The organism is Tateyamaria pelophila (genome assembly GCF_019966495.1).
In the GTDB taxonomy this organism is placed as follows: Bacteria; Pseudomonadota; Alphaproteobacteria; order Rhodobacterales; family Rhodobacteraceae; genus Tateyamaria; species Tateyamaria pelophila.
Window position 1 is genome coordinate 88,091 of record NZ_JAIMIA010000001.1, and the last position, 24,143, is coordinate 112,233.

A 24,143-nucleotide genomic window follows, 5' to 3' on the forward strand; every position below is an offset into this window, starting at 1 on the left:
CGCATCCGCGCGCGCTGCAATCATCCTGCGCCAAGCATTGATTTTTCGTTACCGGGCTTGCTAGACATGGGCTGGGCCGCTTCGCTCAGGCATGAAGTTTGGAATAGTCAGATAGAACGTTCGCTCTTTGCATTTATCTGGACCCACTCGAAACGGGATCAGATGACGCTGCTGGTGGTCACACTGACGCTGTTTCCCCTGCTGTATCTGACGTTGGAATTGCCCAAACGGATCATCAACGATGCCATCGGCGCAGGAACGGCGACCGTTGACGCCTATGGGGTGGAGTTTTCGCAAACCGGCTATCTGATGTTGCTGAGCATGGCGTTTCTGATCGCCGTTCTGGTGCACGGCCTTCTGAAAATGCGAATCAACACCATGAAGGGCGTGCTGTCCGAACGACTGTTGCGACGGTTGCGGTACAAATTGATCGCCCGGATTTTACGCTTTCCACAGCCCTATTTCGAACGCACCAGTCAAGGTGAACTGGTCAGCATGGTGACCGCCGAGAGCGAGCCGATGGGCGGGTTGATGGGCGATGCGGTCGCGCAGCCCGTCTTGCAAGCGGGCCAGATGCTGACGATCCTCGGCTTCCTGTTCTTTCAATCCATCACGTTCGGGCTGGCCGCCTGTGCGCTGATCCCGCTTCAGGCATGGCTGATCCCGCGACTTCAAAGACAGATCAACCTGCTGAACAAAAAACGGGTCATAGAGGTGCGCGCGCTGGCTGCGGAGATCGGCGAAGGGGCGGCGGGGGCATCCGCATTGCGGGTCAACGGGGGCTGGCGCTACCGGATGGCGATGATCGGCGACCGGCTCGGCCGGCTGTTCGACATCCGGTTCGAGATCTACCAGAAAAAGTTTTTCATGAAGTTTATCAACAACTTCATAACGCAACTTACCCCCTTTCTCTTCTATGCCATTGGTGGCTACCTCGTCATTCAGGGCGAGGTCACGATCGGGGCGCTGGTGGCGGCGCTGGCAGCCTACAAAGACCTGTCCAGCCCATGGAAAGAGTTGCTGGCCTATTACAACCAATCTGCCGACATGGCGCTCCGCTGGGAAACGATCACCGAGCGTTTTGCCCCAGACGGCATGATCGACGAAGTGCTGATTTACGGCCCATGCGATGACATCCCGCGCCTGACCGGCGATGTCGTACTGGACCAGGTCACCGTGCGGGACGGAGACGGGAACCCGGTCCTCGAGGATATCTCGGTCACGCTGCCTGCGGGAACCACGATCGGTATTACGGCCGGAAATGACGAAGACCGCCGGGCCTTGGCCGAAGTGCTCACGCGGGAGACCCTACCCACCAGCGGGAGGGTAATCTTGTCAGGCCATGACATCAAAACGCTGCACGAGGCCGTCATCGCCAAGCGGATCGGCCATGCCACATCGCGCCCCGTCATGTTCCAGGGCACGTTCGGCAGCAATGTTCTGATGCCCGTCCGCTTTGCTCCGGTGAAGGAGGAGGCCCCGACGGACTTTGCGCGCGAGGCGCTGCGCGCGGGCAACTCTGCGGATATGTTGTCCGCGGAATGGCTCGACCCTGCGATAGCAGGTGTCGCGAGCAGAGATGATTTGCGCACATGGTGGAGCAAGCTGATCCAGGGGATGGGCAGCGGCGCGGCGCTGACCCGGCGCGCCTTGGATCAGACCTGTGATCCCGAAGCGCACCCGGATCTGAGCAAAGCTCTGATCGCATTGCGGCCCAGAGTTGCGCAGGCTATTGCGGACGCCGAATTGAATCGCTTTGTGCATGCGTTCGACCCGGATGCGTATAATCCCGGCATGCCGGTCCTTGAAAACCTGCTTTACGCCACACCCCGCGCGGTCATCACACCCGAAGCACTGGCCGCCAAGGTCGACTTCCTGCGCTTGCTGAATAAGCTGAATCTGACGGAAAACCTCGAGGCGCTGGCCCGAAACGTCATTGACCTGCTGCGCCAGATTTTCGGCGCGAACGGCACCGATCACCCGCTCTTTCGCAAGGTGGGTCTGGATGTCGCCGTTTATGAGGCCGCTCTGGATCTGGTGAACCGCAAACCCGCCGGCACCGACATCACGGATGACGACCTGGCCTTGCTGCTCAGTGTACCGTCGCGCATCACCGCCGAACAGATCGGCCCGGCCTTCCCGGACGAGGTGCGCAGGCAAGTGCTCGAGATGCGGCAGCATCACGCAACCGCGTTGCAGCAACAGATGAAAGACCTCTATGCACCCATCACACCGGACGGGCATCTTGTGGGTCTGAGCGTTCTGGAAAATGCCCTGTGTGGTAAAGTGTCGGACAGTGCGGGGACGCGCGGTGATGATTTGCGCCGCGTGGTTTCGGAAGTTCTGGACGCCGAGGGCGTCAACCAGCTTGTGTTGGAACTGGTTTTCGACGTTCCGATTGCCCTGGGCGGCGCGAACCTGCCCGCGCTCTTTGCCGAACCGTTGTCGATCAGCCGTGCAACGATCAAACGGCCCGACCTTCTGATCATGGATCGGGTAATGGCCAGTTACGATGCCGACGCGCAAGAGGCGCTTTATGCCAATCTGCGCAGGCTTTTGCCCGAAACCACGCTCATTTTCCTCAACGAGTCCTTCGAAGACGAAGGCGTCTTTGACCATCACTTCGAGATCCAGCAAGGGCGGCTTGTCGGGGCCGAGGGCGAACGGGCCGCGGCGGACAGCGATGTGGGCGCAGACCTCGCCCGCAAGGTCGATGCGCTCAGTGCGACGCCGATGTTCTCGGGTCTCAAGCGCAAACAGTTACGGCTGCTGGCCTTCGGCGCGCGCTGGTACACGGCAGAGCCTGGCGATTATGTATTCCACAAAAACGATGACCCCACCGATGGCGCATATATGATTATCGACGGCGAGGCCGATCTGTTGCTGCCCGTGGACGGCGAAGACCCGACTCTGATCGTCACGGTAGGCTCCGGCGCACTTGTCGGCGAATTGGGATTGATCCGGGGCGAGCCACGCGCGCTGGATATGCGTGCAAAAACACACCTCGAATGTCTGCGCATCAGCGAAGAAGACTTCATGGCAGTCGTGGAAAATGATGCAGCCACCGCCTTTCGCTTGCTTCAAGTCGTGGCAGGCTACATCAAGACGTAGAGCCCGGCATTGCCACCGGGTCATTAAATGCGTCCCCCAACCTATCTTCTGGCGCTGGAGTGATGTATTTACAGTTAAAAAGTACAATCACGCGCATGCGTGACGGAGAGCAGCTATATGAAACGATCGATCTGCCGTTTTTTGGCGGTTTTGGCAGTGACGGGTGCGGGTATCGGCCCCGTGGGCGCGTTCGAACTTGAAGTTTCCGCACAGGACGAAAATCTCGCTGACCGCATTCGCGCCGCGTCTTTGCTGAGCACGCTGCAACCAGAAGACGAAGGCGCCGAACAACCCAGTTCCATTGAAGTCCTCAGTGCCGCACAGGCGGAATATCGCCGCACGATCGGTTTGCTCTATGACGCGGGCTTTTTTGCACCGGAGATCAGTATTCTGGTCGATGGAAAAGAGGCTGCCTTGATTTCGCCGGTTTCGGCCCCAAACCAAATCAAAAAAGTCGAAATTATCGTACAACCCGGCAACCGCTTCACATTCGGGACCGTCGGCATTGGGCCGAAGTCGCAACTCGCCGAACCGGTCGAGGGCTTCGAATCAGGGCAAACAGCCCGCGTTTCGGCCATGCGGGCTGCAACGGCCGCCCAGATCGAAGGATGGCGGCAGGACGGCCATGCCAAGGCGCGCGTCGCGGATCAAGAAATCACCGCCCGGCACACCAACAGCACGCTGGATGCCATCGTGACGCTGGACCCCGGACCGCGTCTGCGATTTGGCAACCTGTACATAGAAGGGCAAAGCAAGGTCCCCGAGGCGCGCCTGCAGGAGATTGCAGGTTGGCCCAGCGGCGATGTCTTTGATCCAGACACGTTGCGCAAGGTCCAGACGCGGTTGCGCCGGACCGGAACCTTCAGCACATCGAACCTGACCGAGGCGGAAGTCGCCAATCCCGACGGCACGCTCGATGTAACGGCAACCATCAATGACCAGTTGCCGCGTCGGTATACCTTTGGCGCAGAATACGGCACGGACGAGGGGCTGACCCTGGAGGGCAGCTGGTTGCACCGCAATATTTTTGGCAACGCGGAGCGGCTGTTGATCGAAGGGTCCTTCGGAGGCATCGGTAGCAACAATACCAGCACTTCCGGCCTCGATTACCTTCTCTCGGCACGTCTGTCCCGCCCTGCGACGTTCGCGACAGATCTTGAAGCCTATTTGCTGGTTGAATTCGAGGACGTCGATGAAGAATTCTATGAAGCGCGCACCGGCCGGATTGAGGCCGGAGGCGTCTATTTCTATTCGGACACGACAGAATATCGCTTTGGCCTTGCCCTCAAGACGGCAAAAACCAAGGACGATCTGGGCACGCGGAACTACACGATTGCATCCTTGCCGCTACAGGCGGTTTTCGACTATCGCGACGATCCGCTTGATGCGACATCGGGATATTATGCGTCCATCGGCATGGAGCCGTTTCTGAACATTTCCGGGACCAAAACTGGTCTTTTGAGCTATACCGACCTGCGCACCTATCGAAAGGTTGGCGAACGTGTGACATTGGCGGTGCGCGGGCAGATTGGATCGATCGTCGGTCCGTCGCTCGAAAATGCACCAGCCGACTTTCTGTTTTACTCCGGCGGGGGTGGCACGGTTCGCGGCCAGCCCTACCAGTCTCTCGGCGTAGAACTCAGCGACGACGTCACCATCGGTGGCCGCACCTTCGTAGGGCTCTCCGGCGAAGTCCGCGTGGCCACTGGCGGCAACCTCTCCGTTGTCGGGTTTTACGACGCAGGCTATATCGGAGCAGAAAGCTTTTACGACGGTTCCGGCGATTGGCAAAGCGGTGCTGGCGCGGGTGTGCGTTACGCCACGGGTATCGGACCCATACGGGTTGATGTCGGGTTTCCCGTAAGTGGTCCCGGCAACAACAGTGGATTTGAAGTTTACATTGGAATTGGACAGTCGTTTTGATGCGTCTCATCGCTCTCGTTCTCTGCCTGATCTGGCCCTTGTCGCTTGCCGCGCAAGACGATGATGAAGATCGTGGCTTTCTCACCGGTCTGTTGGAACGAAGCCTCGGCGGCGAAGGGCGCACCGTGCGCATCGATGGCTTTGCCGGGGCCTTCAGCAGCGAGGCAACGATCGCACGGATCACCATCGCGGATGATGACGGGGTCTGGCTTACCCTGAATGACGTGGCAATGGCTTGGACACGGTCCGCCCTGCTACGTGGCCGTATCGAAATCGACAAGCTCTCCGCATCCGAGGTCGAGGTGGCGCGCAAGCCCCTGCCCGCTCCCGGCACACCGCCCGCCCCCGAGGCGACCCCGTTTGCCCTGCCCGAATTGCCCGCGTCTCTGGTCATAAGGGAGCTGAACATTGCCCGCGTGGCGCTCGGCGCCCCGGTTTTGGGCGAGGCGCTGGCCGTGTCCTTGACCGGTGCGGCACAATTGGCCGGTGGCGCGGGCGATGTCACCTTGCAGGCTGTGCGCATCGACGATCAGGAGGCGCAATTCAACGTCTCAGGCAGTTTCAACAACGAAACCCGCGAGTTGATGCTGGATCTTGATCTGACCGAAGCCGAGGGCGGCTTGCTGTCCGGGCTGATGGGTATACCCGACCGTCCAAGCCTTGATCTGCAAGTGACGGGCGCGGGGCCGCTAAGCAATCTCCAAGCCACGTTGGCATTGCGCACTGATGACACACCGCGCCTGACCGGTACTTTGACAACCGTCAGCCGCGACGACGGCCCCACCAACTTCGATCTGGATATGGGCGGCGATGTCACGGCGCTCTTCCTGAGGGAGTACGCCGAATTCTTCGGACCGGACGTCAAGCTTGTGGCGCAGGGCGTGCGTCAGACGGATGGGGCCTTGCAGCTTGATGACCTTGCCCTGAACACACGGGCGATGAACCTGTCGGGACAGGTGGCCTTGGGGCCCGATTCCTGGCCCACCCTGTTGGACATTACCGGAACAATCGACGATCCCGATGGCGAGCCGGTGTTGCTGCCAGGTTCCGGCGATCCCGTCCGGATCGACCGGGCAGATATTCGCGTCGACTTTGATGCGGCAAACGGCGATGCGCTCAATGCGCAGCTTAAGGTCCTGGGACTGGACACGGTGGCCGCCAAGGCAGAGCAGTTGGTGCTGGATCTCGACGGCACGCTGCAAGGCAACGTCAACACCGTCGGCACGCTGGATGCACGTGTCACCTTTGATGCAGACGGCCTGGACCTCAGCGATCCTGACACCGCACGAGCCGTCGGTTCCTCACTTCAAGGCAGCATGAATGTCGACCTGATCAAGGATCAGCCGTTTCGCCTGAGCGATATCGCGCTTTCCGGGGCCGACTGGGCGTTGAGCGGCGACGTCGAGGTCGACACCGAGACCGGGGTCACCTTCCAGACCGACCTGAACGCCAGTGACCTGTCCGCCTTTGCAGGTTTGGCAGGCGTTGCCCTTGAGGGCGGAGGCTCTGTCGGGGCGTCGGGCACTGCGTCTCTGGGCGGTTTCTTTGACATCCAGATCGACGGCGAAACCGAAGACCTTGCCATCGGTATTGCCGAGGTCGACACATTGCTGGCCGGGACGACGGCGCTGGATGTGGCCGCGCGGCGGACCGAAGAAGGCACTTTTCTGGACAAGCTCGAGCTGCGCAATCCAGCGCTGTCTGCGACCGGAACGGCAACCCTCAAAAGCGACGGATCGCGCGCCCAGTTCGATGCACAACTGACCGATGTCGGAATGATCTCCGAAGATATCTCTGGCCCCCTGACGATTGACGCTACAGCCGCGCAGGATGACGGCATCTGGACGATCCAGTCCTCACTGAGCGGACCTTTGGATGCCACAGCGGATGTGCTGGCCGTTTTGGAACCGGATCGCGCAAATGTGGATCTGACTGCCAGCCTCGCCGATATATCCGCAGTCGTTCCCCAGATCACAGGTGCCACGCAGATCACTGCAAACGCGGTGCAGTCGGCAGGAGTCTGGGATTTCGAGGCATCCGTGGATGGCCCACTGGATGCCGCGGTACGGCTGGATGGCCAATACGCGCAAGACAAGCTTGCCGCGGATTACAGCCTGAACGTTCCCGATATTTCCCCGCTCGTGCCGCAGGTCTCCGGCCCGCTCGGCGTTTCGGGCAAGGTTGCCCAGTTGGATGCGGGTTGGAAGGTCGATGCCGATATTACCGGCCCCTACAGCAGCACAGGCGACGTGGCGCTCCTGCTCGACGCGGCAAGCAAGCTGTCGGTTGACTATAACGTCAATCTGCCGGACCTGTCGCCGATCGTGCCGCAGGTTTCTGGCCCGCTTGGCGCCACGGGCCAGGTTCTGCAACTGGCGAGCGGCTGGCAGGTCGATGCCGACATCACCGGCCCCTATAGCAGCACGGCCGACATCGCGCTGATCCTTGACGCAGCGAACACGATTGCCGTGGACTACAGCCTGAATGTCCCCGACCTCTCTCCGATTGTACCTCAGGTTTCAGGCCCTCTTGGCGTCTCCGGCAAGGTCTTGCAGGTCGCGACCGGCTGGCAGGTCGATGCGGATATCGCAGGCCCTTACAGCAGCACGGGTGATGTGAATGTGACCGTCGATGCGCAGAACACCGTATCGTTGGACTACCGGCTTGATGTGCCAGATCTGTCGCCGCTCGTACCGCAGGTCTCTGGCCCGCTTGGCGTGGGTGGGACGGTGGAGCAGGTCGCCAACGGATGGCAGGTCGCTGCCGATATCACCGGACCAAACCAGAGCACGGGCGACATCGACGCAAAGCTCGAAAACGGCCTCGTGGGTGCAACCTACAGCTTTAACTTGCCAAACCTCGGCAGCATCATACCACAGGCACCGGGCGGGGCAGCGGTACAAGGAACCGTCCAGCAGACAGCCAGTGGATTTGACGTTAATGCCAATATCGATGGACCTTCCGGCACACAGGGTGTGATCGCCGGCAATGTCGGCACAGACGGTCTGCTTGACCTTGCGGTCAACGTGCAAGCCCAGCTTGGCCTGATCAACCCGTTTATCCAGCCACGTTCAATAATCGGCACGGCGCGTGCGGATCTGACGGTTCAGGGTCCCCCGGCGCTGACATCGGTCCGCGGGACAGTTACGGTGAATGACGCAAGAGTGGCAACGCCCAACCTGCCGATCTCATTCAACGACGTCAGCGGCACGGTTAATCTCACCGGGTCTCAAGCAGTCCTGTCGGTGCGCGCGGGCGCGACCGAAGGTGGCGCGATCCTGATTGATGGGCCGATCGGATTGGACAGTTCCTTTGCTTCAAATCTGGCCATCACGCTGGACAATCTCACCGTCACCGACTCGCAGTTGTACACCACCGCCCTTGACGGTGATATCACCGTCAGCGGACCTCTGCTGAACGGGGCGCGGATCGGCGGCACGATCAATGTGGGCGAAACGAATGTTCAAGTGCCATCGGGCAGCCTGTCAAGCTCGGGACCAATACCGGACATCACCCATATCGGGGCTACGCGCCCCGTAATGCGCACGCAAAAGTTTGCCGGTCTGATCAGGCCGCCTGAAACGAGCAGGGCACCCGGCCCAGTCTTTCCCATTGACATCACCGTCAATGCCCCGTCCCGGATTTTCGTCCGCGGGCGCGGGCTCGATGCTGAACTCGGAGGCAATCTGCGTCTGACCGGGACGACATCCGACCTGATTTCGACCGGACAGTTCAACCTGATCCGGGGCCGGATGGACGTGCTGACGGAACGTTTCAACCTGACCGAAGGATCGATCAGTCTGCAAGGGCGCTTTGAGATCTTCATGCTTTTCGTGGCAGAGACCGACACCGCTACCGGCACCGCGACGATCACGCTCAGCGGGCCGGCAGACAATCCAGAAGTGCGGTTTGCATCAAACCCCGAAGCGCCCGAAGACGAAGTGCTTGCGCAGATCTTCTTTGGCCGAAGTGTGAGCGAATTGTCCGCATTTCAAGCCTTGCAGCTTGCCAGTGCCATCGCCGTCCTCGCAGGACGCGGTGGCGAAGGAATTCTGTCGCGGCTGCGCGGATCCGTCGGCCTCGATGATCTCGATCTTACCACTGACGAAGACGGTGCAACAAATCTCCGGGCGGGAAAATACCTCACGGACAACATCTACTCCGACGTGGTGGTCGGCGGGGCAGATGGCCCGGAAGTGTCGCTCAATATTGATCTCACGCCAAAGATCACCGTGTATGGAAGCTTCGAGACAGAGACCAGCAACTCCAGCATCGGGATTGCGATCAGAAACGACTACTGATCTTCGCGTCAGCACACCAAACGCAACCGATCTGACGCGGACCTTCGGTGCTGTATTCGGGTTTTGACACGGCGTTTTTACGTGCTACATAGAAAATGTATCCAAGGGGATACATTTTTTAAGGCTCAGTATGTCAGATCCCGAAATGAACCAGGGCGAGGTTGCTTATATCCGCCTGCTCACCGCCATTCGCAGCGGCGATTTCAAACCAGGAGACAGGTTGCGGGAAACCGACGTCGCCACACGCCTGTCGCTGTCGCGCACCCCTGTGCGCGAAGCGTTGCGCCGGTTGGAGGCCGATGGCATCGTCGAGCACCGTCCCCGTCTGGGTGCCGTCATCCGACAACTCAGTCACACCGAACTTGTCGAACTCTACGAAATGCGATCGGTTCTGGAGAGGACCGCCGCCGAAATGGCCGCCAAACATGCGGCCTCCGCCGAAATCCACGCATTGGATGACCTCAATTGTGCCATTGCCGAGAGCGCACCGGCACAGGCCGCAGCACTCAATCAGGACTTTCATCGCGGGATCTATCATGCCACCCGAAACCGATTTCTGCTCGATGCGGCCCGCGCTCTTAACAATGCGCTGATGCTCCTTGGGCCGACCACTCTGGATGATCCCGAACGGATCAAGGTGGTCACATCGCAGCATCAGGACATTATCGATGCCATCGCGAAGGGTGACGTGGCGGCGGCAGGGTCTGCGGCGACAGTGCATCTTGAGACCTCTTTGCGGCATCGGCTCAAGGTGCTTGGGCGATGATCTCCCTCGTGCTGACCTTCGCAATTGCCTTCGCGGGCGTCGCCATTTTCGAGGCTTTCGCCTTGCCGTTGCCATGGTTGCTTGGCCCAATCTCAGCCTGTCTGTGCGCGGCACTGGTGGGTTTCAGAATGCGCGGTATCAAACCGCTGAACGAGGGCATGCGCACCATTCTGGGCGTCGCCGTCGGCGCCACATTCACGCCTCCGTTGCTGTTGGCGATGACCGGGATGTGGCCGACCTTGATGCTGATCCCCGTCATGGTCGTGTGCATCGGACTGGTCGGCGTCCCCTACTTTCAACGGCTCTGGGGATATGACTTCGCCACCAGCTACTACTCGGCAATGCCCGGCGGGCTACAGGATATGCTGATCTTTGGCGAAGAGGCGGGCGGCAACCCGCGCAGCCTGTCTCTGATCCATGCCACGCGCGTGCTGGTCATTGTCGTGGCGTTGCCGTTTATCCTACAGGGGTTCTGGAACGCGGATTTGAGCAACCCGCCCGGCGCGCCGGCCAATTCCATCGCGCCAAGTCAAATGTTGCTCATGATCGCCTGTGCGCTTGTGGGCTGGCAAGGTGCCAAGGCCATCGGCATGTTTGGTGCATCGATCCTCGGCCCGTTGATCGTTGCGGCCGCCTGTGCGCTGGCGGGCCTGCTCCACCACCGGCCTCCGGCCGAGGCGATCTGGGCGGCGCAGTTCTTTATCGGCATGGGCGTCGGCGTGAAATACACTGGCATCACCATGGCCGAAGTGCGCCGCGATATGGCCGCAGGCCTGGGCTTTTGCGTCATTCTGATCATCTTGACCCTGATATTCGTCGAGGCCGTCTACATCCTTGAACTTGCACCCGGCATGGAGGCCCTTTTGGCCTTTGCCCCTGGCGGACAGGCCGAGCTTACTGTGCTTGCGCTGATCGTGGGGGCCGACGTCGCCTTTGTCATTGCCCACCACGTCTTGCGGATATTCGTGGTGATCCTCGGCGCACCGCTTTTTGCGCGCCTTTTCAGACAACCTCAGGGTTGATCACGTGGATCGGGGCGCCTTGCGCATATGCGTTGACCTGATCGAAAATGTCCGAGAATTGCAGATCGAATTCATCCTCCGTCACATAGCCGATATGTGGCGTGGCCAGCACGTTGGGATGCGTCGCCAGAATGTTGTCCGTGTCGGTCATCGGCTCTTTATCGAACACGTCGACCGCGGCAAATATCCGGTCGCGGGCGATCTCGGCCTCAAGGGCCCCCGCCGCGATCAGGCCAGAGCGCGACGTGTTCACCAAAAGGCTGCGCGGCTGCATGGTCGCCAGATCGTCGGCGGTGATGATGCCGCGCGTTTCAGGTTTCAATCGGACATGCAGACTGACAATGTCTGAACTGGCAAAGAACGCCGCCCGGCTGGACGGAACATGGGCGCCGTCGGCCTGCGCGCGGGCGCGCCCGGCTTCGGACCCCCACCACTGCACATGCAACCCCATCGCCGCCGCATATCCCGCAACGGCGCCGGCAATGCGACCATAGCCGTAAAGCCCCAGCGTACGCCCCCTGAGCGTGCGCCCGACCCCCATCTGCCACGTGCCGGCCCTGAGCGAGGCGGACTGCTGCGGGATCTGACGGTACTGCGCCAAGATCAGCGCCAGCGTCATCTCGGCCGCCGCATAGGACGGGCTTCCACCGTGCATGTCCGAACAGAGCATGATGCCGTTGCGCGTACAGCTTGGCACATCAATATGTGGATACACGCTGCGCTGGCTGATCAGCTTGAGGTTGGGCAACCGGTCGAGCAATTCCGCGCCGACTTTCGTACGCTCGCGAAACAGCACCAGGCAATCGGCATCCTGCACGCGTGCGGCCAGTTTGGCCGGGTCAGGCTCGTGATCCGTCCAGATGGTCACGTCATGGCCAGCAAGTTTCGCATAGCACGGCAATTCCCGCAGCGTGTCGAACCAATCGTCGAGAATATGAACGTTCATGCCTGCCTCATCTTTTGTTTGTCCCACCCATTGGTCGTCCAAACACTGCCTGACATCGGAAACGAACACCAGCCATCTGGTTACAGGGTCATTCCGTGATCAGTGCTGCCACTTCAGGAGTTTTCCGCCCTATCGCTCCTGAGGCAGGATCGAATGTACTTTGAAGCGGACCGAAAGTGGCTCGGACCAGCGGCTTCGGCCCATCGTCCGGGTGTCCAGGCGTTGCGCGCGCCTTTCATCGGGCCGCCATACAGCTCCTGCTCGGAATGACCGTCTATGAAATCGCAAAATTTGCCGAAATTTACGTCCAGCAATGCAATCGCTCCGGGCCAATCCAGATCACTCTGCCGCGCCCTCACATCAGCATTATAGCGTTTGAGATCATTCCACTTGTACCCTTCAGCGGGAAAGAAAACGGGCGTTCCGGCAAGGCCGTCGGCATACCAGCCCAAGAACAAGTCGACCCAATGGGCGCGATGTGCAATCACATCCTTGATCGACGTATCCTCATCCCGCTTTTCCAGTGCCGCAGCCGCTTCTATCCGTGTCAGAAGGCTTCGGAGCTTTTCATACTCCTTCCGGCTGATCCCGGCCAAATCTTTCTTGTTCGTCGCTGCCATGGCCATCCCGTCCGTTTGGCACAAAATCTAAGTGCGCGTCGGGACAAAGACCTTGTGATACATCAAGCGATGGCGTTTTCTGGACCAATCAGATGATTCAGAGTGCGTAAAGACAGGACCGCGCCTAGCGCATCAGCCGGTGCGAAATATCCGACATCATCGCCTCTTCCTGTTCCGTAGTAAGGTTCAGATCATGTTTGGCATCGATCTCCAGAAAGGCGTGGCCATGCACGAACATGTGCAGCATGTATCCCCGCCGCTCAATCTCTGCCTCCGGAGTGCCCGGCGGCATGACGGCGCGCACCTCGCGCTTGACCACGTCAAAACAGGCGTCCCCTCGCGCCTGTAATTCCGGGTCTTCTTCGTGGCCCTTTGTCAGCCCGAACATCAACCGAAACACGCCCGGTTCACGCCGTGCGAAGGCGGCGTAGCACATGCCCAAGGCCGTGATTGCCGCCATTTCATCGCCTGTCGCGGCCTGCGCGGCGTCGTCCATCTGCTGCCGCATCCGCTCGATTCCCCCCAGCGCAACGGCGCGTACGATCTCGTTTCGATCGTCAAAATGCTTGTAAGGTGCCGCCGAACTGACACCCGCGCGCCGCGCGGCTTCGGAAATTGAAAACCCGTCCGCGCCTTTTTCCTCGACCAAAAGCCGCACAGTTTCAATAAGATGCGCACGCAAATCGCCGTGATGATACGGGGCGCGATCTGTCTGATGTGGTGCCTGCTTCACTTTTTTCGCCTCTTAGCCTTGCCAAAGTAAGTGGTTATTACATATCTCTGAATACAAGAGTAAGCACCACTAACTTTATGATTTTTCACTGCGCCTCACGGAGTCGACGATGACATTACCCCAGCAAGACCCCAACGTCTCGACGCCATTTTGGAAAAAAGCACTGCGTCGTCTGGCCACACTCACAGGAACCGTGGCGGTGATCGCACTGGCCGCCGGCGCCATCTGGCTGGGAAGTACCACGCTTGCCACCCGCGCAGCCGCCGTTGACGCGCCCCCGCCTGCAGCCATCACGACCGTTTCGGCGCTGAGGATCGCACCATCATCGACAGTGGTCACCACGCGCGCCTTTCATGGGCAGGTCGAAGCCGCCCAAACCGTCGATCTCGGGTTCGAGCAGAGCGGTCGCCTGAACGTTCTGAATGTGGACGAAGGCGATCGCGTCACACAGGGGCAGGTGCTGGCCAAGCTGGACACGCGCATATTGATGACGGAACGCGCCCGCCTCAAAGCGTCCCGCGACGCCCTGGAGGCGCAGGCGGAACTGTCGCGCCGTACCAGCGAACGCCAGTCCCAATTGCGCAACCGGGGCTTTGCCTCGGATCAGGCGGTGGACAATGTGGCCCTCGGCCTGACCGCCATCAAGGCGCAGATGGCCGAAGTGGACGCTGCCATCACCCAAGTCGACGTACGCCTGTCACAAACCGACCTGCTGGCCCCCTTTGACGGTGTCATCGGCGCGCGGTTTGTAGATCCCGGTGCCATTGTCAGCCCCGGCACCCCGATCGTGGACGTCCGCAAGGGCACAGCGCCAACCTTTCGCGTTGGCATTGATCCCAAGCTAGCCCCTGTGCTCCAGGACGCCCGGTCGGTTATCACCATTGGCGGAGTGCCATACCCGGCGCAATTCGCAGGATTGCGGTCAGATCTGGATCCGCAGACGCGCACGCGCACCGCTCTGTTTGAGCTGGAAACCGATGATCCGGTCTATCTCGCGGCAGGAACGCTGACGTTGGAAACCACGCAGGACATGGCTGGATACGCCGTTCCCCTGACTGCGCTGCGCGATGGGGTACGAGGGCTCTGGACCGTCATTGTTCTGACACCTGAGAATGAGGACACACTTGTCGCGCAGGCTGCTGCGGTCGAAATCCTCCATATCGAAAACGACATCGCGTATGTGCGCGGCACATTGGACGGCGAAGTCTTGATCCTACCCGATGGCACCCACCGGCTTGTGCCCGGCAGTGTCGTGCGCCTTGCGGATGCCGAATGATGGAGAGCCTCACCTTTCGCCAACCCCGGATCGTCGCACTGGCCCTGCTGGTCATTATCGCGGCGGGTCTGTCCTCCCTGCTGGCCATTGGCCGACAAGAAGATCCAACGATCACCAACCTCTTCGGCACCGTGACCACGGCGGTGCCCGGCGCCGATCCCGCCCGGGTCGAAGCCCTCGTAACGTCCGAGATCGAAGATGTATTGCGCGAAGTGGCAGAGGTCGATGTGATCTCTTCGGCCTCGTCTACGGGCATCTCGATTGTCTCGGTGGAACTGAGCGTGACAATTCCCGACGACCGGATCGAAGAGGTCTGGGCCGAAATCCGGAATGATCTGTCCGCCCTCGCCCCTACCCTGCCCGCCGACGCGCTGGAGCCTGAATTTGACACCGATGGTACGGGGGCATTCGCGGCCATTGCCGCGTTCAGCGCGTCGCCGGACGTGCCCAGCACGATCCTTGGCCGCTATGCGCGGGATCTGGCACAGGATTTGCGCAACATCCCCGGCACCGAATTGGTCGACATGTTCGGCGCGCCAAAGGACGAAGTTCTGGTGACCCTCGATCCGGTCGCAACGGCAGCCTTGGGACTGACGGCTGCCGATATTTCCAACACCATCGCCCAGGCCGACGCCAAGGGCCCTGCGGGGCGGGTGCGCCCGAACGGGTCGGATTTGTTGATATCGGTCGCGGGCGAGGTCGAGGCGCTTGACCGGTTGCGCGAGATCGTGATCCGCCAGTCTGACACCGGCGCCGTCACCTACCTGTCTCAGGTCGCAGAGATCACGCGCGGACCGCAGATGCCATCCTCCGAACTGGCGATCTACAACGGGAAGCCTGCCGTCTTGCTGGGTGCCAAGTTGGAATCCGGCCTTCAGGTGGATGTCTGGGCGGGGTTCGTGCGCGATGTGATCGCAGACTATCAGCGTGATGTGCCGGTTGGGGTCTCACTTGATCTGGCCTTTGATCAAAGCGGCTATACCGCCGACCGGCTGGCCGAAGTTGGCCTGAACATGGCGATCGGCGTCAGTCTTGTGGTGGGCGTGCTGCTTTTGACCCTTGGCTTGCGCTCTGCCTTGATTGTCGCGCTCATCCTGCCTGTTGTGACGCTGGCCACTTTGTTCACGATGAATTTCATCGGCCTCGCGATCCATCAGATGTCCGTGACCGGTTTGATCGTGGCACTGGGCCTGTTGGTGGACGCGGGTATCGTCATGACGGACGAGGTCGGTCAACGGCTCGAACGCGGGCTCAGCCGGATACAGGCGGTGCGCCAGTCGGTCAAACGCCTCTTTGCGCCATTGTTGGCGTCGACCATCACCACGGCCCTGTCCTTCACGCCGCTTATCCTGTTGCCGGGGCCTGCCGGCGATTTCGTCGGCTCCATCGCGATTGCTGTGGTCATCATGCTGGCGTGGTCCTTTGTCGTGGCGATCACGCTGACCCCTGCCGTCGCAGGGCACCTGCTGCCTGCGGGTGGTGTGCGTGGCGGGATTAAAGCCGGTGTTTTGGGGCGCGCCTTCGCCGCCAGCCTGCGGTGGGCGGTGCAAAACCCGGTGCGGTCGATTGCGCTGTCGCTTGTCCTGCCCATCATGGGCTTTCTGAGCCTGCCAACCCTCACGGCACAGTTCTTCCCCGGCGTGGACCGGGATCAGTTTTATATCGAGGTCAATCTGGCTCCCGGCACCGGCATCGCCGCAACGCAGAATGTGGTCGCCCGATTGAACGACCATTTGGGCCAAGACGCGCGGATCACGCAAATGATGTGGGTGGTGGGCCGTTCCGCGCCCGCCTTCTACTACAACATCGTCGGGGATCGTGAAAATGCGCCCGGCCACGCGCAGGCACTACTGACGACCACCTCGCCGCAAGCCACCGAAGCCGTGTTGCGCGAACTTCAGGCGACATTGGCTCAAACCGCGCCCGACGCGGAAATTCTCGTGCGCGGACTGGTGCAGGGACCACCCGTCGCGGCACCGGTCGAATTGCGGATCGTCGGCCCCGACGTAGGCACCCTGCGCACCCTCGGGGACGAAGCTCGCCGGATCGTGGCCAGTACCGACAGCGTCGTCGTGGCCCGCAGCACCATTGGCGGGGGCGCGCCCAAGGCCGTCGTCACCATTGACGAAGCACAGGCCCAGCTGCTCGGCCTCGATCTGGGTCAGATCGCAGGTCAGTTGCAGGCCGGGCTTGAAGGGGTCATAGGCGGCTCCATGGTAGAAGGCGCCGAAGAGTTACCCATACGCGTCCGACTGGGGGATGCGACGCGCAGCTCCATTCAGGCAATTCGCGATCTGCCGATCCTGCGCCCGGATGCCGCCGCACTGGCCGCTGAAGGCCGCTGGCCCGCCCTGCCCTTGTCTGCGATCTCGACCATCGACCTGACACCGGCGGCCAGCACGATCACACGGCGCAACGGCGAACGGGTCAATACCGTCCAAGGCTTTATCCTGCGCGATGTGCTGCCCGAAGAAGCCCTGGGCCAGGTGCGGGCCGCACTGGACGCCGCAGGCTTTGATCTGCCACCGGGCTACAGGCTTGAAGTGGGCGGTGACAGCGATGCGCGCGCCGATACGCTGAGCGATCTTCTGGCCTCGCTTGGCCTGATCGTGACTCTGTCGATTGCGGCCATTGCGCTGACGTTCAACTCGTTCCGGTTGACCGTGGTCACATTGGTTGTCGCAGGCCTGAGTGCAGGGCTGAGCCTGCTCGCGCTCGCGGTATTCCAGTACCCTTTCGGGATCAATGCGATCATCGGGGTCATCGGATCCATCGGGGTGTCAATCAACGCGGCGATCATCATTCTGTCGGGACTGCAAGAGGACGATGCCGCCGCAAGCGGCGACAAGCAGGCGATGGTGGATGTGGTCATGGGATCGAGCCGCCATATCGTATCCACGACGATCACCACGTTCGGAGGGTTCCTGCCGCTGATCCTTGCCGGGGGCGGGTTCTGGCCACCGTTTGCGATGTCGGTCGCGGGAGGCGTGCTGTTATCGACCGTGGTGTCGTTTTACTTCACTCCGCCGCTCTTTGCCCTGATCCACCGCGTGCGCCAACGCACTCCACAAGCAGAGACATCCGATGCGCCGTTCCTGTTGCGCCCCTCCTATCAGCACGCGGCGGAATAATCCCGGGCGGGCGATCGTCCGAAAACAAGGGCCCGCAAGAGGCAGCTTCTGCCAAAGAAGCAAGAAACGGCGTCTTGCTGCGCGGCGTGCTGATCAACGCTCAAAAGACTTTGCGATGGTTTGGGGCCGACCAATCCAACATCCACCAGAATGGTGCCCACTCTCTTGACTTCATGCAGAGATGACGGGACGGTTTGCCGGGGTTCCTTTTCACAAGGGTGGGGCAATGACGGAAATTCTGGTGCGACTGGCGCGCGATGACAAGGATGTCGGCGCGGCGCGCGCACTCTGCCAAGAGTGGCTGGAATGGCATTGGGAAAACTACCCCGCCGATTGGCCGACAGGAGCCGATCATCCGATGGATCCCGAAAGGTTTCAGGCCATCCTTGAGGATCTACCGAAGCTCCATAAACGACCGCGTGGCGGCATCCTCATCGCCTCTGTGGACGGGATCCCTGCCGGATGTGTCATGTACAGCGAAGCAAGTCCGGGTATCGCTGAATTCAATCGAATGTTTGTGAGCACCGCGGGCCGGGGCCATGGGGTTGGGCGTCAAATGCTCGACGCCATGTTTGAACAGATGGTGGCTGATGGATATGAAACCGTGTTCTTCTCATCGGCAACGTTTTTGACCCATGCACGCGCCATGTATGAGAGCGCCGGTTTCGTCTCTATGCCGCAACCCGAGGGGTTCCCGGATGCATGGCGCAACAAAGTCTATTTCATGGAGCGCTCGCTCGTGTAGTCGCACGACATGACGGTTCAGGATTTTGTGCCCGCTCAGCGCTGCGACCATTTGAAATCCAAAAACATACTTGGGTACGGGTGCGCCCTGACCTGGCTTCGATGACGCGGCACGCCACTGTCGATATTGACTTCAAACATGCTGCATTCTTGTTTTATCACCCTTACGCGGAACAAGTTGGCTGTGTTCGCCGTCTACCTGCTTGCCAATCGGCCCGGCATACCCAACACTCCGCGCCAGAACGACAACAGGGAAATCAAAAATGAAAACAACAACACTTCTATCCGCAGCCGTACTTTTGTCGAGCACCGCCCTCGTCAGCGCCGAAACCCTGAATTGGGCGCGCGCAGGCGATGCCCTGACACTTGATCCGCACGCCCAGAACGAAGGGCCCACGCATACGGTCCGCCACCAGATGTACGAACCCCTCATCATTCGGGACACCACGGGCGCATTCGAGCCTGCGCTGGCCACCGAATGGGCTCCCAAGGAAGGCGATCCGAACGTCTGGGTCTTCAAACTGCGCGAGGGCGTAACCTTTCACGGCGGCGAGGCGTTCACCGCCGAGGACGTCGTGTTCAGCTTCGAGCGCGCCAAGCAGCCCAATTCGGACATGAAAGAGCTGATCGGCTCGATCACCGAAGTGCGCGCGGTGGATGATTTCACTATCGAGATGGTCACAGACGGCCCCAACCCGATCCTGCCCAGCAACCTGACGAACCTGTTCATCATGGACAAGGGCTGGGCCGAGGCGAACAACACGACAAACGTGCAGGACTTTGAGGGCGGCGAGATTACCTATGCCACCACCAACGCCAACGGCACGGGGCCCTATGTTCTGACCAGCCGCGAGCCTGACGTGAAAACCGTCATGACAAAAAACGAGAACTACTGGGGCATCGATCAGTTCCCACTGGAAGTGACCGAGATCGTCTATACCCCGATCCAGAACGCCGCGACCCGCGTGGCCGCCCTGCTGTCGGGCGAGGTGAACTTCCTTCAGGACATGCCCGTACAGGATCTTGAACGGGTCAATGCAAGCGAAGGTCTGGTGGTCAAGCAGGCCCCGCAAAACCGCGTGATCTTTTTCGGGATGAACCAGGGCCCGGACGATATCGAGGCCGACAATGTCGACGGCAAGAACCCGTTGGCGGATGTGCGCGTGCGCAAGGCGATGTCGATGGCGATGAACCGCGATGCGATCAAACAGATCGTCATGCGCGGCCAGTCCCAGCCCGCGGGCATGATCGCCCCGCCCTTCGTGAACGGCTGGACCGCCGAGATGGATGCCGAATCCGTGACCGACATCGAAGGTGCCAAGGCGCTGATGGCCGAAGCGGGCTACCCCGACGGGTTCACAATCCGTCTGGACTGCCCCAACGACCGCTACATCAACGACGAGGCGATCTGTCAGGCCGCCGTGGGCATGCTCAGCCAGATCGGCGTGAATGTGAATCTGGACGCCAAGCCCAAGGCGCAGCATTTCCCGCTGATCACCGACGGCAAGACCGACTTCTACATGTTGGGCTGGGGCGTTCCGACCTACGATTCCGAATATGTGTTCAACTTCCTTGTCCATACACGCGAATCGGACATCGGCACGTGGAACGGCACGGGGTTCTCTGATGCCGATCTGGACGCCAAAATCAAATCGCTGGCCTCCAACACCGACCTTGAAGCACGCAACGCCGACATCGCCAGCATCTGGCGGACCGTGCAGGACGAGGCGCTGTATATCCCGCTGCACCACCAGGTTCTGAACTGGGGCATGGGTGAAGGCGTCGGCATCGACGTTGACCCCGAAGACCAGCCCAAGGTCAAATACATGACGATGAACTGATCCCGAACCGATCCTGATCGGGCCGCGGCGGCATTTGCGGCGGCCCGATTGCCTTTCACGAAAACGTCGGGCGCGATACAGCTGATAATTGGTGTATCTCTTGTCGCCTATGACCAAAACTCACCCGAGGACCGCTGCCATGATCCGCGCCACTTTGCTTGCGACCACGCTGCTTGCCGCCCCCGCCTTTGCCGAGGAATTCCGCTGGGCCGAAACCACCGACCCACAAACGATGGACCCGCACGCGGTGAACTCCTCCCCGGTTCTGGGCTTTCTGAACAATGTCTACGAAGGCCTTGTACGTCGGGGCAAAGACATGTCGATTGAGCCTGCACTCGCCACGAGTTGGGAACCGATTGGCGCGGGCGAAGGCTGGCGGTTCACGCTGCGCGAAGGCGTGACGTTCCATGACGGACAGGCGTTCGACGCCCAAGACGTGCTGTTTTCGTACCAACGTGCCAGTGACGAATCCTCCGACACGCGCAGCTGGTTTGCGCCCGTCTCTGATGTGGTCGTGGTGGACGATTACACCGTTGATATCATGACCACCGCGCCCAATCCGATCTTTCCCGACAGCATCGCCAACTGGATGATGATGGACAGTGGCTGGGCCGCAGACAATAACGCCACCCTGCCCGACAAGGAGTCCGGCAACTACGCGACGCTCAACACCAACGGCACCGGCGCCTTCCGCGTTACCGCCCGAGAGCCGGGCCTGCGCACCCTGCTTGAGCCCTTTGAAGGCTGGTGGGACACGGCCGAGCATAACATCACCCGCGCCGAACTGACCCCGATCCAGAACCCGGCCACCGCCGTTGCCGCCCTGCTGTCGGGTGACGTCGACCTGATCAATCCGGTGCCGATACAGGATGCCGCCCGACTAGCGGGCAATGATGCGGTCAAGGTCATTCAGGGGATCGAGGCGCGCGTGATCATGCTGGGCTTCCCGCATGAGGCCGACGCGCTGAAATATTCCGCCGAAACTACCGATGCGAACCCCTTTGCAGATGCGCGCGTGCGCCAAGCCGTCGCCCATGCGGTCAACGTGCCCGCCATCCTGCAAACGATCATGCGCGGCAATGCCGAACCCGCGAGCCAGTTGGTCAGCCCCGCCATGCGCGGTTTTTCCGCGGCCCTTGCGGATCGTCCCGCCTATGATGTCGAAGCGGCCAAGGCGCTGCTGGCCGAGGCAGGGTATGCAGATGGCTTTTCCTTTGGCCTCAAATGCCCCAACGACAGGTACCTCAACGACGAAGCCGTCTGTCAGGCGATCACGGGCATGCTGGCGCAAGTCGGGATCACGGCGGTGCTCGATGCCATGCCGGTGCAGAACTACTGGCCCGAACTGCGCGCCGACAACTACGACATGTACCTTCTGGGCTGGTCGCCCGGCACCTTCGACGCCGAGCACCCGATCCGCTTTCTGGCGGCCACACCCAACGAGGAACAAAAGCTGGGCAGCTGGAACTTCGGCGGCTATTCGAACGCCCGTGTCGATGAATTGCTGCCCATGATCCAATCCGAGATCGACGACACCGAACGTCAGGCGATGCTGGACGAAGTCACCCGGATCCTGCAAGACGAAGTTGCCTATGTGCCCATGTACGTGCAGCCGCTCGTGTGGGGCGCCAAGTCAAACGTCGATCTGACGCAACGCCCGGATAACTTCTTCATCCTGCGCTGGGTCACCGTCAACTAAGCCTGTAAGGCGGATTTCAATCCGCCCTGCACCCTTGGGGAACCGCCACAATGCTCGCATATGTCATCCAACGCGTTGCGCAATCCGCCCTCGTCCTGCTGGTCGTGGGGCTGGTTGCCTTCTCCATGTTCCGCTTTGTGGGCGATCCGATCGACAACATGCTCGGTCAGGAACGCACACAGGCCGATATCGATCGGTTGCGCGTGGTCCTCGGTCTCGATCAGCCCTTTGTGGTGCAATATTACAAGTTCCTCGAAAGTGCCGTACAAGGCAATTTCGGCGTCAGCTATCGCCAGGGTCGCCCTGTGTCGGAGATCCTGATGGAGCGCGCGCCGGCCACACTGGAACTGGCGGCGGTCAGCGGGTTTCTCGCCATCTCGCTCGGGATCGCTCTGGGCGTGTTTACCGCCATCCGGCGCAACGGGTTTGCAGCCAATGCGATCATGTCGGTGTCCCTCATCGGCGTATCCCTTCCCACATTTCTGATCGGGATATTATTGATCTACCTGTTCTCGGTCGAACTGGGCTGGCTGCCCAGTTTCGGACGGGGGGAGACCGTTAAAATAGGCGGCTGGTCCACCGGGTTCCTCACGGAATCCGGTCTCAAGGCGCTGATCCTGCCCTCCATCACTCTGGGCCTCTATCAGATGACGCTGATCATGCGACTGGTGCGTTCCGAAATGCTGGAAGTCCTGCGCCAGGACTACATCCGCTTTGCCCGCGCCCGTGGGCTGAAAGAACGCGCCGTCAACTTTCACCATGCTCTGAAAAACACGCTGGTGCCGGTGATCACTGTCACCGGTCTGCAACTGGGCAGCATCATCGCCTTTGCAATCATCACCGAAACCGTCTTCCAGTGGCCGGGCGTCGGGCTGCTCTTTATCAACGCGATCCAGTTCGTCGATATCCCGGTAATGGCCGCCTATCTGATGCTGATTTCCGTAATGTTCGTGGGCATCAACCTGATTGTTGACCTGCTTTATTTCGCTATTGATCCGCGCCTGCGCGCCGACCGGACAGGAGGACACTGATGGCCGATACATCCTTGCCGGAGGTACCCGTCAAAGACCCCTCCCGCTTGCAGCTCGCACTGCAAAGCGACTTTTTCTACCAGTTCAAACGCTCACCCGTCGCCGTGGTCAGTTTCGTCGTCGTTTCGATCCTGATCCTCAGTGCCATCTTCGCGCCGCTGATCGCGCCCCATGATCCGTTTGACCCCAGTTCGCTCAACCTGATGAACGGGTTTTCCGCACCGATGACGCCGAATGCCTTTACCGGCGAAACGTTCTGGCTGGGCACGGACGATCAGGGCCGCGATGTGTTTTCCACCATCCTGTACGGCATGCGGATATCGCTGTTTGTGGGTGCGGCGGCTGTCGCCTTTGCCATGGTCCTGGGGATAACGCTGGGCTTGCTGGCAGGCTATGTGGGCGGCTGGACCGAGACGATCATCATGCGCGTGGCCGACGTGCAACTGACCTTCCCTGCGATCCTCGTGGCGATGTTGATCTTTGGCATTGCCAAGGGGGTTACCCCGGTCGAATACCGCGACCAGATGGCAATCTGGGTCCTGATCATCGCGATTGGCCTGTCGGACTGGGTGCAATTCGCCCGCGTCGTGCGCGGTGCCACATTGGTGGAAAAGAACAAGGAATACGTGCAAGCCGCCCGTCTGATTGGCCGCACCAGCCCCGCCATCATGCTGCGCCACATCCTGCCCAACGTGCTGAGCCCTGTTCTGGTGATCGCGACCATTTCACTGGCGCTTGCGATCATCGCCGAAGCGACGCTCAGTTTCCTCGGTGTCGGCGCACCGCCCACCCAACCCTCGCTGGGCACCCTCATCCGCATCGGCCAAGGCTTCCTCTTTTCCGGCGAATGGTGGATTTTGCTCTTTCCGGCCGTCACCCTGCTGACGTTGGCGCTGGGTGTGAACCTGCTGGGCGACTGGCTGCGCGACGCGCTGAACCCGAGGCTGCGGTGATGGCGTGCTATATCGCTGAATGTCGCGCTCCACGAGATGTGGGCGA

At 60.6% G+C, this 24,143-nt stretch carries 15 protein-coding genes; 12 read left to right on the forward strand and 3 right to left on the reverse strand.

Going from position 1 to position 24,143, the window contains the following annotated elements:
* Window positions 1-162 precede the first annotated feature (162 nt).
* The 5 genes from LC354_RS00465 to LC354_RS00485 all read left to right on the forward strand — a co-directional run bounded on the left by LC354_RS00465 (window position 163) and on the right by LC354_RS00485 (window position 11,123).
* Window positions 163-3,111 carry an ABC transporter transmembrane domain-containing protein gene (locus LC354_RS00465; protein WP_223420810.1) on the forward strand — a complete coding sequence of 983 codons (2,949 nt, stop codon included), beginning with the start codon at window positions 163-165 and terminating at the stop codon, window positions 3,109-3,111.
* A gap of 117 nt (window positions 3,112-3,228) precedes the next feature.
* Window positions 3,229-5,034 carry an autotransporter assembly complex protein TamA gene (locus LC354_RS00470; RefSeq protein WP_223420811.1) on the forward strand — a complete coding sequence of 602 codons (1,806 nt, stop codon included), beginning with the start codon at window positions 3,229-3,231 and terminating at the stop codon, window positions 5,032-5,034.
* On the forward strand, window positions 5,034-9,335 hold the full coding sequence (locus LC354_RS00475; protein ID WP_223420942.1) for a translocation/assembly module TamB domain-containing protein: 4,302 nt from the start codon (window positions 5,034-5,036) through the stop codon (window positions 9,333-9,335). Before LC354_RS00470 ends, LC354_RS00475 begins: the two co-directional genes overlap by 1 nt.
* A gap of 130 nt (window positions 9,336-9,465) precedes the next feature.
* The gene (locus LC354_RS00480; RefSeq protein WP_223420812.1) at window positions 9,466-10,101 is read left to right on the forward strand and encodes a GntR family transcriptional regulator; all 636 of its coding nucleotides are present in this window, start codon (window positions 9,466-9,468) and stop codon (window positions 10,099-10,101) included.
* Window positions 10,098-11,123, forward strand: coding sequence for an AbrB family transcriptional regulator (locus LC354_RS00485; RefSeq protein WP_223420813.1), 1,026 nt, complete (start codon window positions 10,098-10,100; stop codon window positions 11,121-11,123). Before LC354_RS00480 ends, LC354_RS00485 begins: the two co-directional genes overlap by 4 nt.
* Here the strand turns inward: LC354_RS00485 and LC354_RS00490 are convergent.
* The 3 genes from LC354_RS00490 to LC354_RS00500 all read right to left on the reverse strand — a co-directional run bounded on the left by LC354_RS00490 (window position 11,104) and on the right by LC354_RS00500 (window position 13,422).
* On the reverse strand, window positions 11,104-12,069 hold the full coding sequence (locus LC354_RS00490) for a D-2-hydroxyacid dehydrogenase family protein (protein WP_223420814.1): 966 nt from the start codon (window positions 12,067-12,069) through the stop codon (window positions 11,104-11,106). The two genes, LC354_RS00485 and LC354_RS00490, sit on opposite strands and share 20 nt — an antisense overlap.
* Window positions 12,070-12,182: 113 nt before the next feature.
* A complete protein-coding gene (locus LC354_RS00495; RefSeq protein ID WP_223420815.1) occupies window positions 12,183-12,689 on the reverse strand; it encodes a ClbS/DfsB family four-helix bundle protein in 507 nt (168 codons plus the stop codon).
* Between the two features lie 124 nt (window positions 12,690-12,813).
* The gene (locus LC354_RS00500; RefSeq protein WP_223420816.1) at window positions 12,814-13,422 is read right to left on the reverse strand and encodes a TetR/AcrR family transcriptional regulator; all 609 of its coding nucleotides are present in this window, start codon (window positions 13,420-13,422) and stop codon (window positions 12,814-12,816) included.
* Between the two features lie 109 nt (window positions 13,423-13,531).
* Here LC354_RS00500 and LC354_RS00505 point away from each other — a divergent pair, with 109 nt between their 5' ends.
* From LC354_RS00505 to LC354_RS00535, 7 genes are all read left to right on the forward strand, one after another.
* Window positions 13,532-14,698 carry an efflux RND transporter periplasmic adaptor subunit gene (locus tag LC354_RS00505; protein WP_223420817.1) on the forward strand — a complete coding sequence of 389 codons (1,167 nt, stop codon included), beginning with the start codon at window positions 13,532-13,534 and terminating at the stop codon, window positions 14,696-14,698.
* Window positions 14,695-17,829 carry an efflux RND transporter permease subunit gene (locus tag LC354_RS00510; protein ID WP_317849258.1) on the forward strand — a complete coding sequence of 1,045 codons (3,135 nt, stop codon included), beginning with the start codon at window positions 14,695-14,697 and terminating at the stop codon, window positions 17,827-17,829. Before LC354_RS00505 ends, LC354_RS00510 begins: the two co-directional genes overlap by 4 nt.
* Window positions 17,830-18,055: 226 nt before the next feature.
* Entirely contained in the window at window positions 18,056-18,574 is a 519-nt protein-coding gene (locus LC354_RS00515) for a GNAT family N-acetyltransferase (protein ID WP_223420818.1), read from the forward strand.
* 262 nt (window positions 18,575-18,836) lie between these two features.
* Window positions 18,837-20,414 carry an ABC transporter substrate-binding protein gene (locus tag LC354_RS00520; protein ID WP_223420819.1) on the forward strand — a complete coding sequence of 526 codons (1,578 nt, stop codon included), beginning with the start codon at window positions 18,837-18,839 and terminating at the stop codon, window positions 20,412-20,414.
* A gap of 139 nt (window positions 20,415-20,553) precedes the next feature.
* Entirely contained in the window at window positions 20,554-22,113 is a 1,560-nt protein-coding gene (locus LC354_RS00525; RefSeq protein WP_223420820.1) for an ABC transporter substrate-binding protein, read from the forward strand.
* 50 nt (window positions 22,114-22,163) lie between these two features.
* A complete protein-coding gene (locus LC354_RS00530; protein ID WP_223420821.1) occupies window positions 22,164-23,144 on the forward strand; it encodes an ABC transporter permease in 981 nt (326 codons plus the stop codon).
* On the forward strand, window positions 23,144-24,097 hold the full coding sequence (locus LC354_RS00535) for an ABC transporter permease (protein ID WP_223420822.1): 954 nt from the start codon (window positions 23,144-23,146) through the stop codon (window positions 24,095-24,097). Before LC354_RS00530 ends, LC354_RS00535 begins: the two co-directional genes overlap by 1 nt.
* Window positions 24,098-24,143 lie beyond the last annotated feature (46 nt).